Origin of the sequence: Citrobacter freundii complex sp. CFNIH9 (genome assembly GCF_002903305.1) — a bacterium.
GTDB classification, from domain to species: domain Bacteria; phylum Pseudomonadota; class Gammaproteobacteria; order Enterobacterales; family Enterobacteriaceae; genus Citrobacter; species Citrobacter portucalensis.
This window is the reverse complement of the sequence record NZ_CP026238.1, coordinates 2,647,989-2,660,150: the sequence shown is the minus strand read 5'-3', so window position 1 is coordinate 2,660,150 and position 12,162 is coordinate 2,647,989. Positions and strand designations below refer to the sequence as shown.

At 49.9% G+C, this 12,162-nt stretch carries 11 protein-coding genes and 2 pseudogenes; 5 read left to right on the top strand and 8 right to left on the bottom strand.

Annotated features, from left to right (window positions below; genetic code table 11):
- Positions 1–9: 9 nt before the first annotated feature.
- Complete coding sequence (gene ribA / locus C2U43_RS13490) at positions 10–600, bottom strand: GTP cyclohydrolase II (protein WP_003020601.1); 591 nt, start codon at positions 598–600, stop codon at positions 10–12.
- Between the two features lie 201 nt (positions 601–801).
- Here ribA and pgpB point away from each other — a divergent pair, with 201 nt between their 5' ends.
- The 5 genes from pgpB (at position 802) to yciH (ending at position 4,455) form a co-directional block, all read left to right on the top strand.
- A complete protein-coding gene (gene pgpB, locus C2U43_RS13485; RefSeq protein ID WP_103285297.1) occupies positions 802–1,566 on the top strand; it encodes a phosphatidylglycerophosphatase B in 765 nt (254 codons plus the stop codon).
- Positions 1,567–1,715: 149 nt separating this feature from the next.
- On the top strand, positions 1,716–2,024 hold the full coding sequence (locus tag C2U43_RS13480) for a LapA family protein (protein WP_003020595.1): 309 nt from the start codon (positions 1,716–1,718) through the stop codon (positions 2,022–2,024).
- 6 nt (positions 2,025–2,030) lie between these two features.
- The gene (lapB, locus tag C2U43_RS13475; protein WP_008784929.1) at positions 2,031–3,200 is read left to right on the top strand and encodes a lipopolysaccharide assembly protein LapB; all 1,170 of its coding nucleotides are present in this window, start codon (positions 2,031–2,033) and stop codon (positions 3,198–3,200) included.
- Between the two features lie 190 nt (positions 3,201–3,390).
- On the top strand, positions 3,391–4,128 hold the full coding sequence (gene pyrF / locus C2U43_RS13470; protein ID WP_103285296.1) for an orotidine-5'-phosphate decarboxylase: 738 nt from the start codon (positions 3,391–3,393) through the stop codon (positions 4,126–4,128).
- Positions 4,129–4,455: a stress response translation initiation inhibitor YciH gene (gene yciH, locus C2U43_RS13465; protein ID WP_003833315.1), complete on the top strand. Its 327-nt coding sequence runs from the start codon at positions 4,129–4,131 to the stop codon at positions 4,453–4,455.
- Between the two features lie 91 nt (positions 4,456–4,546).
- Here yciH and osmB read toward each other — a convergent pair whose 3' ends face one another.
- The 7 genes and pseudogenes from osmB to C2U43_RS13415 form a co-directional block, all read right to left on the bottom strand.
- Positions 4,547–4,765 carry an osmotically-inducible lipoprotein OsmB gene (gene osmB / locus C2U43_RS13460; RefSeq protein WP_003020583.1) on the bottom strand — a complete coding sequence of 73 codons (219 nt, stop codon included), beginning with the start codon at positions 4,763–4,765 and terminating at the stop codon, positions 4,547–4,549.
- A 268-nt stretch (positions 4,766–5,033) separates the two neighbouring features.
- Positions 5,034–5,786 carry a DNA-binding transcriptional regulator YciT gene (yciT, locus tag C2U43_RS13455; protein ID WP_032943602.1) on the bottom strand — a complete coding sequence of 251 codons (753 nt, stop codon included), beginning with the start codon at positions 5,784–5,786 and terminating at the stop codon, positions 5,034–5,036.
- A gap of 95 nt (positions 5,787–5,881) precedes the next feature.
- A complete protein-coding gene (locus C2U43_RS13450; protein ID WP_003833313.1) occupies positions 5,882–6,064 on the bottom strand; it encodes a YciZ family protein in 183 nt (60 codons plus the stop codon).
- A gap of 182 nt (positions 6,065–6,246) precedes the next feature.
- Positions 6,247–7,800: pseudogene (gene pdeR, locus C2U43_RS13440) on the bottom strand (cyclic di-GMP phosphodiesterase); the annotation flags it as partial.
- Between the two features lie 184 nt (positions 7,801–7,984).
- Positions 7,985–8,620, bottom strand: a pseudogene (locus tag C2U43_RS13430) (PAS domain S-box protein); the annotation flags it as partial.
- Positions 8,621–8,885: 265 nt separating this feature from the next.
- Positions 8,886–10,820 (bottom strand): exoribonuclease II, encoded by a 1,935-nt coding sequence (locus C2U43_RS13420; RefSeq protein ID WP_103285292.1) that lies wholly within the window; start codon positions 10,818–10,820, stop codon positions 8,886–8,888.
- 89 nt (positions 10,821–10,909) lie between these two features.
- Complete coding sequence (locus C2U43_RS13415; protein ID WP_103285291.1) at positions 10,910–12,055, bottom strand: CMD domain-containing protein; 1,146 nt, start codon at positions 12,053–12,055, stop codon at positions 10,910–10,912.
- Positions 12,056–12,162: the final 107 nt, after the last annotated feature.

Here is a 12,162-nt window from a genome sequence, read left to right as displayed (position 1 = left end):
TAACAATTATTACTTGCCCAGCAAATGTCCCATCTTGGCGGCTTTGGTGTCCAGGTAATGTTCATTGTTCGGGTTACGACCCACAATCAGCGGCACGCGTTCAACAATGTTGATTCCCGCTTCGGTCAGAATTTCCACTTTTTTCGGGTTATTGGTCAGCAAACGAACTTCGTCCACACCAAGCAGCTTGAACATATCCGCACACAGCGTGAAATCACGCTCATCTGCCGCAAAGCCCAACTGATGGTTAGCTTCAACGGTATCATAACCCTGGTCCTGCAACGCGTAGGCGCGGATTTTATTGAGCAGGCCGATATTGCGTCCTTCCTGACGATGATAAAGCAGGATACCGCGCCCTTCTTCAGCAATATGGGTGAGAGCCGCTTCGAGCTGGAAACCGCAATCGCAACGCAGGCTAAACAATGCATCGCCAGTCAGACATTCGGAGTGGACACGCGCCAGGACAGGCGTTTGGCCTGTGATATCGCCAAAAACCAGTGCGACGTGATCGTGTCCGGTTGCCAGTTCTTCAAATCCCACCATCAGGAAATCACCCCAGGGGGTTGGCAGTTTGGCTTCTGCCACACGTTTAAGCTGCATGTAATTCTCCAGATTATGCTGGCACTGTCGTGCCGTCGCCTGTTGGCTTCTGTTCTATATTGCACTATTTTGCCATAAGGCAACGATGTTCACCTAATCGCGACAACGGATTCGCTTTTGGAATGGCACAAAATTGTCAATTTCCCCGGCATGCGCTTTTTTCAGTTATGATTGTGAGACTTATCGACGAAAGGAGAGGCAATGCTGTCAATTGCAAAGCGCACTGCGGTCGGGGCCGGGCTGCTACTTATTATGCCGGTTGCCGTATGGGTATCGGGCTGGAGCTGGCAGCCGGGACATAACGTTTGGTGGCTAAAATCTCTGTACTGGATAACGGAAACGGTGACGCAGCCGTGGGGCATTATCACTCACGTTGTTCTCTGTGCATGGTTTCTGTGGTGTCTGCGTTTTCGTCTGAAAGCTGCGGTAATGCTGTTTGCGATCCTGGCTGCGGCAATTTTAGTCGGTCAGGGCGTGAAGTCCTGGGTTAAAGACAGGGTGCAGGAACCTCGGCCCTTTGTCGTGTGGCTGGAAAAAACGCACCATATTCCGGTTGATGAGTTCTACACTTTAAAACGTAAAGATCGTGGTCACTTAGTTAAAGAGCAATTGGCCGAACAACAGGATATTCCGACGTTTCTACGTAAGCATTGGCAAAAAGAAACGGGTTTTGCCTTTCCGTCAGGGCATACGATGTTTGCCGCCAGCTGGGCTTTACTGGCCGTTGGGCTGTTATGGCCACGCCGACGTACGCTGACAATTGTGTTTTTACTTATCTGGGCTACGGGCGTTATGGGCAGCCGCTTGCTATTAGGCATGCACTGGCCCCGTGATTTGGTCGTTGCAACGCTGATTTCATGGTTGCTGGTAACACTGGCGACATGGCTTGCGCAGCGGGTATGCGGACCATTAACGCCGCCTTTGCAGGAGGAAAAAGAAATCGCTCAGCGTGAACAAGAAAGTTAGCCATGATTGATTTTTCGAATTTTGCCCTTAAATCAGAAAGGGGAAAGCGCTTTTCCGTTTCGCACTCGTTGTGAAAATGGTAATTTAAAGGGCTCAACGCGGTAAGTTGTACACGATTTATTCGCTCAAACCACATAACGGGAAGTAATGTGAAATATTTACTCATTTTCTTACTGGTGTTGGCGATTTTTGTTATTTCGGTGACATTAGGTGCGCAAAACGATCAACAGGTTACGTTTAATTACCTGCTGGCTCAGGGTGAGTATCGTATCTCTACGCTGCTTGCTGTATTGTTTGCCGCAGGTTTTGCGATTGGTTGGTTAATTTGTGGCCTTTTCTGGCTGAAGGTTCGTGTGTCTCTTGCGCGTGCCGAACGTAAAATCAAACGACTGGAAAACCAGCTTACGCCTGCGACCGACGTTGCGGTTTCTGCCGATTCGTCGGTTGTGAAGGAATAATTATTTATGTTGGAGTTGTTGTTTCTGCTTTTGCCTGTAGCCGCTGCCTATGGGTGGTATATGGGTCGCAGAAGTGCGCAACAAACCAAGCAGGATGAAGCTAACCGTCTTTCCCGTGACTATGTCGCCGGGGTTAACTTCCTCCTGAGCAACCAACAAGACAAAGCGGTGGATCTGTTCCTCGATATGCTAAAAGAGGATACGGGCACCGTTGAGGCTCATCTCACCCTCGGAAACCTGTTTCGCTCGCGCGGTGAAGTCGACCGTGCAATCCGCATCCATCAAACGTTAATGGAAAGTGCTTCGCTAACCTACGAGCAGCGTTTGTTGGCCGTACAACAGCTGGGGCGCGACTACATGGCCGCAGGTCTGTACGACCGCGCGGAAGACATGTTTAATCAGCTTACCGATGAAACAGATTTTCGCGTCGGTGCATTACAGCAACTGCTGCAAATTTATCAGGCAACCAGCGAATGGCAGAAAGCGATTGATGTTGCAGAACGCCTGGTGAAGCTCGGTAAAGATAAACAACGTATCGAGATAGCTCACTTCTACTGCGAACTGGCCTTACAGCAGATGGGCAGCGACGATATGGATCGCGCCATGACGCTGTTGAAAAAAGGGGCTGCGGCAGACAAAAACAGTGCACGTGTTTCCATCATGATGGGCCGTGTGTACATGGTGAAAGGCGATTACGCGAAGGCCGTTGAAAGTCTGCAACGCGTGATTTCTCAGGATAAAGAACTGGTCAGCGAAACGCTGGAAATGCTGCAAAGCTGCTACCAGCATCTGGGGAAAAACGATGAGTGGGCCGAGTTTTTACGTCGGGCCGTTGAGGAGAATACTGGCGCCGCCGCAGAGCTGATGCTGGCCGATATTCTTGAAGCGCGTGAGGGGACTGATACCGCTCAGGTTTATATTACCCGCCAGCTACAACGCCATCCTACGATGCGCGTGTTCCACAAGTTGATGGATTATCATCTTAACGAAGCAGAAGAAGGGCGCGCGAAAGAGAGCCTGATGGTTCTGCGCGATATGGTCGGGGAGCAGGTGCGCAGCAAGCCTCGGTATCGTTGCCAGAAGTGCGGATTTACCGCATATACACTGTACTGGCACTGCCCATCCTGTCGCTCATGGTCAACCATTAAGCCTATTCGCGGACTTGATGGGCTGTAATTTTTAAAAAAACTTCACTTTAGTTACAACATACTAATGATGTGTAACCAATCCATCCTCAACCTCCGTTGCCAAATTCGCCTGGCAGAAATGTAATCGCGCCTGTTAATTTTCTATTGCCGCAGGTAGAATGCACGCCGTTTACCCATTTTGCGCCGCCGATGGCGCCCATCCTCAGGAAGGTCTGGTCATGACGTTTACTGCTTCATCTTTTTCTCGTGCTGTTACTGATTCTCCTGTCGTTGTCGCTCTCGATTATTCCAATCGTGATAAAGCATTAGCTTTTGTCGACAGAATTGATCCTCGTGATTGCCGTTTGAAAGTGGGCAAAGAGATGTTCACGCTTTTTGGACCTCAGTTGGTTCGCGATTTACAACAGCGTGGCTTTGACGTTTTTCTTGATTTGAAATTTCATGATATTCCCAATACTACCGCGCATGCCGTTGCGGCGGCGGCTGAGCTTGGCGTGTGGATGGTTAACGTTCATGCTTCAGGTGGGGCGCGTATGATGACCGCCGCACGTGAAGCCCTGGTGCCTTTTGGCAAGGATGCGCCGCTGCTGATTGCAGTAACAGTTCTGACCAGTATGGAAGCCAGCGATCTTGCCGACCTTGGCGTGACGTTGTCACCTGCGGAGCATGCGGAAAGGCTGGCGCGTTTAACCCAACATTGTGGTTTGGATGGCGTCGTATGCTCCGCGCAGGAAGCAGTGCGATTCAAGCAGGCATTTGGCCAGGCATTTAAACTGGTTACGCCGGGTATTCGCCCTGAAGGTAGCGAGGCAGGCGACCAGCGTCGCATTATGACGCCGGAACAGGCACAGTCAGCTGGCGTGGATTATATGGTTATTGGTCGTCCGGTCACACAGTCGGCAGATCCGGCTCAGACGCTGAAGATGATCAATGCCTCCCTGAAACGAGGTGCGTAAATGAACGACTCAAATTCTCGTCTGGTCTACTCAACTGACACCGGGCGTATTGATGAACCGAAAGCCGTCCCAGAGCGTCCCAAAGGCGATGGCATTGTCCGTATCCAGCGACAGACCAGTGGCCGCAAAGGTAAGGGCGTGTGCCTGATTACTGGAATAGATCAGGACGATGCTGAACTGACCAAATTAGCTGCGGAACTGAAGAAAAAATGTGGTTGCGGCGGGGCAGTGAAGGATGGCGTGATTGAGATACAGGGTGATAAACGCGACCTGATTAAATCGCTACTGGAAGCCAAAGGAATGAAAGTTAAATTGGCTGGCGGTTAATAAAAAAAGCCACGGAATTTTTCCGTGGCTTTTTAATAATACAGACCTGAAAAAGTAAACGTATTATTATATCGAGCCGTTTAACCGTAAGTTATTTACCCACCTGGTGGCCAATAATACCACCTACTGCAGCACCACCCAGCGTGCCCAGCGTGCTGCCGTCAGTCAGGACTGCACCACCGATTGCACCAGCACCAGCACCAATTGCGGTGTTACGGTCACGTTTGGACCAGTTAGAGCAGGCACTCAGCGACATTGCCAGAGTAATTGCCAAAATGGCAGCGGTCATTTTTTTGCTCGTTACTAACATAATACTTTCTCCTGAATTATTGATTCACGGAATCCAGTGTTCTTTAAGAATAGCGCTAAATTTAGGCTAACGAAGATATTTCCGTGAAACCGTTTAGCGAAGGCATGACAAACACTATCCTGAGATTGGAGGTTCGTTCCTGTTATATCGCTAACATTAATTTTACGACTTAATCCTGTTAACGACAGGTAAAAAGTCTTAATTGGACTGTCAGATAACTCTCAGAGAGGAGATGATTTGCCGACTGACAAATCATCTGCTGAAGATTTTATGCGTTCGCATCAATGATATTGACGGTTAATCCTGAATGCTCAAGCTGCATTTGTACGCTGGCGCTGAGTCTGGAATCCGTGACTACGCGGCTGAATCGCTCTAATGGACCCAACGTGTAAGGGTGAATGGCTTCGAATTTTGAGCTGTCAGTAAGTACAATAACTTCTGCACCTTTTTCCAGCACCGCGTTAACCACATCAGAACGCATCATGTCGCGTCCGGTGAAGCCGGTGTCAGCCTGCCAGCCATCAATGCCGATAAAGGCCTTGCTGAAGTGTACCTGCTGGATAAACTGGCGAGTTAAGGGCCCCACCATGCTTTCGCTTTTTTTCTGATAGATCCCGCCAAGGAGAATCACTTCGCAGGGGGTTTCTTTCAGCAGATGGGCTATATAACTGCTGACGGTAATGATGGTGACATCTTTTTGCTCCGCCAGCGTTCTGGCCAAGAGCGCATTGCTGCTGCCGTTTTCAATGAATACGGACTCGCCAGGGCTTACCAAAGATGCGGCAAATTCGGCCAGTTCACGCTTCAGCGTAAAATTAGTCATCATGCGCGTTTCCACATCATCACTGTTCAATGAAACGGCAAAACCGTGCGCACGGCGTAAATAACTCTGTTTTTCCAGTGTGTTCAGATCCTGTCGAATCGTCACTTCTGAGACACCGGTGATTTTTGCCAGTTCGGCAACGCTCATCTGACCTTTATCAGTCACCATCTGCAAAATAGATTGTTGTCGGGAATTCATAATATTAATTTTATTGCGATATCGTATCGGAAATTAAACGGAAACTGCTTCATACGCAGTTTGCTTATAGCAGCGACATTAAAGGGTTAATGTCATCAAATCTCCCAGGGAGCCTTGTGCTTTTTGGGCAAAGACTCGGCATCTTCTTTGGCCGTGTCTAGCAGCTCAGCCTTCAGAATCTCGAGATTGTGGATGGCTGAGTGGTAATCACCTGCAACGAGGATATCCAGCACGGTATCAATGCGTTCGGCCAGACGCTGAGCGTCGATATCAGACATGGTTATCATCCTAATGGCAATAGAGTTTGAATTTCATGATGCAGAATTTCATGGCAAAAGAGAAGGGAAAAATAGTATTAACTTCAATGATAGAAGAATATTATATATTCTGTGATTACATGCAGATAGGATCGTTACGTAATGTCCATTTATGGCTATTAATGACGTTTGATCCCACAGCATTAGCGCGTTTTTTTATTCAGATGTCGTCGATACCAACGTTCAAATGCAGCCGCTGGCATTGGTTTGGCAAACAAAAAACCCTGACGCTCGTTGACACCATTTTTGGTTAAAAACGCATCCTCTTTCGCGCTTTCAACACCTTCGGCGATGACCTGCAGATTGAGTGCCTGTGCGACCGCAACAATGGCACGTACCAGCGACTGCGAAATAGGTTGTTTGTGTACATCCCTGACAAAGGTCTGATCCAGTTTAATTGCATCAAGCGGGAAGCGGGCCAGTTGAGACAGTGACGAATATCCAGTACCAAAATCATCCAAATGGATTTGCGCCCCCAACTGGCTAAACTGCTGAATGACGGACAGTGCCAACTGCTCATTTTCAATCAAACTGCTTTCCGTTAACTCGACATCGATGGGGCAATATTCAAAGTCGAGTTCATGAAGCACCTGTTTGAGATCGGTAAATAGCGTCTGATCGGCGAGCTGGCGGGCAGAAACGTTTACCGCCACGCGCAGATTGATTCCCTTGGCGCGCCATTTTGCGACCTGACGCACAACGTCCAGAATAACCCAGCGACCCAGCGGAACAATAAGCCCTGACTCTTCGGCGTAGGAGATAAATTCCAGTGGTGGAATGAGGCCGCGTTCCGGAGACTGCCAGCGTACCAGCGCCTCCAGGCTGCGCACTTCGCCTCGCCAGGTTATCTTTGGCTGATAATGGATAACCAGTTGATCGTTTTCCAGCGCCTTGCGCAGGTTAGTATCCAGCCACAGGTATTCAAATACCCGCTGATTCATTTCCGGAGAGAAAACACAAAACTGTCCGCGGCCGCCTTCTTTCGCGGTGTACATGGCCGTATCGGCGTTACGAATGACGCTCTCGCAGTCCTGACCATGCTGTGGAGCAAGGGAAATACCAATAGAGCAGCCTGTATAGACTTCAATCAGGCCAATGCGAAAGGGCTGACGCAGGCGTGTCAGAATGCGCGATGCGGTAGCTTCCAGAGTGCTCTGGGACGTTTCGGTGGCAAGGACGATAAATTCATCACCGCCAAACCGAGCCAATAGCTGGTTGTCGTCAAGACAACTGAGGATTGCAAGCGACACACTCTGTAATAGCTGATCGCCAAACATATGCCCGTAGGCATCGTTCACCTTTTTGAAGTTATCCAGATCGAGATATACAATCCCAACCTGAGTATCACCTGCGTTCTCAATCGCGTCGCTTATCAGCTCATGAATGGCGTTACGGTTCGGTAATCCGGTGATGGAGTCGGTATTAGCCAACATACGCAGGCGTTCCTGCGCGCGGCGTTCTTCAGTGATATCGGTGCCGGAACAGATCAGAAATATTTCGTTCTTGCCGCTACCGTTATGTACAAACTTATTGCGAAAAAGAAACAGGCGCTGACCTTTGCAGGTCTTCACCCAACGTTCGACTTCATATGAGTTGCCTTCGCGAAAAAAGACCTCGATGTTGCGTCTGGAGGCTGCGGCTTCACGTCGACTCATAAACAGTGTGAATACGCTTTGGCCAATGACTTCACGTTCTTGCCGCTACCGTTATGTACAAACTTATTGCGAAAAAGAAACAGGCGCTGACCTTTGCAGGTCTTCACCCAACGTTCGACTTCATATGAGTTGCCTTCGCGAAAAAAGACCTCGATGTTGCGTCTGGAGGCTGCGGCTTCACGTCGACTCATAAACAGTGTGAATACGCTTTGGCCAATGACTTCACGTTCTTGCCGCTACCGTTATGTACAAACTTATTGCGAAAAAGAAACAGGCGCTGACCTTTGCAGGTCTTCACCCAACGTTCGACTTCATATGAGTTGCCTTCGCGAAAAAAGACCTCGATGTTGCGTCTGGAGGCTGCGGCTTCACGTCGACTCATAAACAGTGTGAATACGCTTTGGCCAATGACTTCACGTTCTCTGAGTCCGGTGTACTCTTCGCACAGACGGTTAAAACGCTGAATGTTGCCCATGCGGTCAAGAATGACAATAACGGAGTTGGCTTCTGAAACCACCTGCTCGGCAAAAGAGAGACCTTGAGCCAGATCGCGTGCGACGGAAGGGGTGTCATCCCAGGCTGATGCGCTGCCGGCCCATTCGCGCTTATTGATTTTCCGCCCGACCAAATGTACCGGAATATCGTCATCTTCAATAGGTAATGTCATCAACAGGCTTGACGTAATTACCGTCATCTCGCGAATGCGGTCGGCCTGCTCGGGTGATAATTCGATGGTCTGCTCAGCGTCTGCTGTTTCGTCAATAGAGAAATGCAGGATGTTGCAATCCTCTGACAAACGCCAGTAGGGGTTATGAGTACCCACATAGCTATACAACGTAACCAGCTCCCGGACGTCTTTCATGATGTGTACTATCCCGTTTAAAGCGCATAAAGCCTCAAAAGTAAGGGTAGCCATGATTCATTCAGGGTGATTATGGCTGAACGTATTGTTTTATTTATATATTTATATGTAATCCAGAATCCATAAAAAGCAAAGCCAGCGGAACTGAAAAATAGTAAAAAAAAATTTTGACTGGATAAGGGAAGTGTAGTGTGTGGTTGAAATTTGGCCGCTAAAAAAAGAAAACGACCTTTCAAAAAAGAGAAAGGTCGTTGGATTTGTCAGTTTACGCTGCTGGACGCGCGATAACGCTACGGGTTTCCATGCGAACTTCAGCGATAGTTACGTCAATCACATCAGTGACTTTGTAAACCACTTCACCTTTGATTTGTACGGTACCACTTTCCTGGCTGCAGACCAGTTCATCACGCACGGCGTGCAGGAAGGGTGCAGGAATAAAGGCAACAGCGCCATTATCAACCAAACGTACGCGCATGCCGCCGCGGCTGACGTCGATGATCTCGGCCGCAAAGCGGGTGTCAGTTCCGGCTTTATCACTCAGGAAACGGGCGTATAGCCAGTCACCCACATCACGCTCAGCCATCCGGTTCAGGCGACGACGTTCTGCCATTTGCACGGTGGTATCATCCTGAGGTCGAGCGACGGTTTCGCCTTTGATGACAGCCTTAAGCAGACGGTGGTTGATCATATCGCCGTACTTACGGATTGGGGAAGTCCAGGTGGCATATGCCTCCAGACCCAGCCCAAAGTGTGGACCTGGCTCAATACTAATTTCAGCGTAAGACTGGAAGCGGCGAATTCGGCTGTCGAGGAAGCCGGATGGCTGTGCATCCAGTTCGCGGCGCAGTTTGCAGAAACCTTCCAGTGTCAGTACTTCTTCGGCATCGACGTGCATACCGTGGGTTTTCAGCAGCGCGGCCAGAGCGTCGGCGTTGGCCGGGTCGAATCCCATATGGACGTTATAAATACCGAAGCCCAGCTTGTCGCGAAGCACACGGGCGGCGCAAATATTTGCCGCAATCATGGATTCTTCCACGATACGGTTTGCGATGCGGCGTGGCTCAGCGACGATGTCCAGTACTTCACCTTTTTCACCGAGAACGAAACGGTAATCCGGGCGATCTTTAAAGACCAGCGCGTGGTTATGACGCCACTCTCCTCGGCTCAGGCAAATACGATGCAGCAGACGGATTTGTTCCGCAATCGCGTCGTTTTCTGGTTGCCACTCGCCAGTACCTTCCAGCCAGTCGGAAACATTGTCATAGGCCAGCTTCGCTTTAGACTCGATGGTTGCGGCGAAGAAGGTGATGTTGTCTTCAATCGTGCCATCGGCGGTAATGCTCATACGACAAGCTAAAACCGGGCGCACTTCGTTCGCGCGCAGAGAGCAGAGATCGTCAGACAATTCACGTGGTAACATCGGGATATTGAACCCCGGTAAATAATTGGTGAACGCGCGAATTTTAGCCGTTTTATCCAGCTTGCTGCCTTCAGCAATCCAGGCTGTTGGGTCGGCAATGGCGACGGTTAATTGTAGCGTGCCGTCAGCTTGTTCTTCAGCATACAGCGCATCGTCCATATCTTCGGTGCTGGCGCTGTCGATGGTGACGAAATTGAGGGCGGTTAAATCTTCGCGAACCAGGCCTTCGTCCAGCATTTCGGTTGCTACACCGTCTGGTGCTTCTTTTTCCAGATTATGGCGTGCCAGTGTGACCCACCACGGGACAAAGTGGTCATCAGCAAAAGTGATAAATTGGGTTAACTCGGCGTAGAAGCTGCGATCGCCTTTCAGCGGATGGCGGCGCATTTCTGCAACAGCCCAGTCGCCTTCTTTAAATTCATGTTCAACGCCGCGGGCTGCACGACAAGGAATAGCATCTTTCAGTAACGGATGATCCGGCACAATGGACAGACGGTCATTTTTGCCCTGAACTTTACCCACGAAGCGCGTCAGGAAGGGTTCGATCAGTTCTTCCGGCTCAGCAGACTCACGATCTTTTTCTGTATGGATAACCGCAACAATACGGTCGCCATGCATCACTTTTTTCATCTGCGGCGGTGGAATGAAATAGCTTTTTTGTGCATCGACTTCCAGGAAGCCAAAGCCTTTTTCCGTGGCTTTTACCACCCCTTCAGCACGTGGCGTCTGGGAATGTAGTTGCTGTTTAAGCTGCGCTAGCAGCGGGTTGTCCTGAAGCATAATTGTCTATTTTCGTGGCTAAAAGAGCGGCTGACAGTTTTACGCGATTCTGCCAGTGGCAGCAAGCGCTCTTTCAGTAAGTGGATCGGTTAATCAGTGTCGCCCAGCGCGATTTTCAAGCGATTCAACCATCCGCACAATCCACTCCAGGCTAGCAGGTTAATGGCCTGCTCTGAAGAGATTCCCTGATCGAACAAAGGCGTTAACAGTGCGGTGCTAAAGCGGTCGGGCGCCCGGGTCAGCCATTGTACCGCCTGTAGGGTGACGCGCTCAACCGGATGTCGTTGTTCCCAATGTTGTAATTCACGTTCATCCTGACGAAGAACGGTAATGGCCTCGGTTAATTCATGAGCTGAATACGCATGTTCATTAAAACAGGCCACGCTGCCATTAATCCGCGAAGTCATCAGCGCCGCCAATGAAAATGCCTGTACCGGTATCCCGCTACGTTGCGTGCTGGAAATGAGCGACCCGAGTAAATCCAAAATGACGGGGGAATGTATCAGTAATGGCAGTAACGCTTGCAGTTCCTCGGGATAACGTCTGTCTATCGACTCATCATGATTAAGATGTTTTTCAATCGGAAATGGCGAAGCGTGCCAGGTAGCGTTTGCTGCACTAAATGGTGAAGCGTGAGCGAATTGTTGTATATCGAGACCCGGAATTCGGCGCACCGGATGTCCACACCAGGCCTGAAACAGGGCCACGATACGGGCCTGAAAACCGACGAATCCGATAATTTGATTCATCAGAATGCTATCGCTGGTGGTCAGCCCGACTGCATCCAGATGCTGGCGATCGCGCGCGCCTATCACGGCAGGAGAGCTGGCAAGTTGACGAGCATATTGGGTGATTTGCGCCAGTCGATGGTTACTTTCCCGCGAGGAGTCCGGCCCAGGAAGCGGTGTTAGACGCGCGGCATAGTGATTACATAATCGCTGGACGCCATATACCTGAGCGACGGTTAACGCCGTACTCATCCGTTCATAGGCGCTGAATGTGTGCATCTGACTCAGGTTTACGTGGATCGGGAAGAGGATCTGTGCAAGTTTACGGGCAGGGATTAACCAGGATTGAAAAGGTAAAAGGGCGTCATCAGATATCGCCAGATCCAGTAAAAAGCAGTCGTCGACATGAGCGGCTTCCGGCACCAGCGGCAGAACATCTTGTGGATACATGCTGGATTGCGTCTCATGATACCAGTGGCTTTTGCCTTCAATTCGGCGTTGTTCCATGGGCGGTCCTTGGTCTAAAAAGTGGCGACCCGGACACGTCGTCATACCACTACGCCGGATCGTTTGCGCTGCAATATCCTGACGTAAGCAGAAGAGGGGATGAAAGA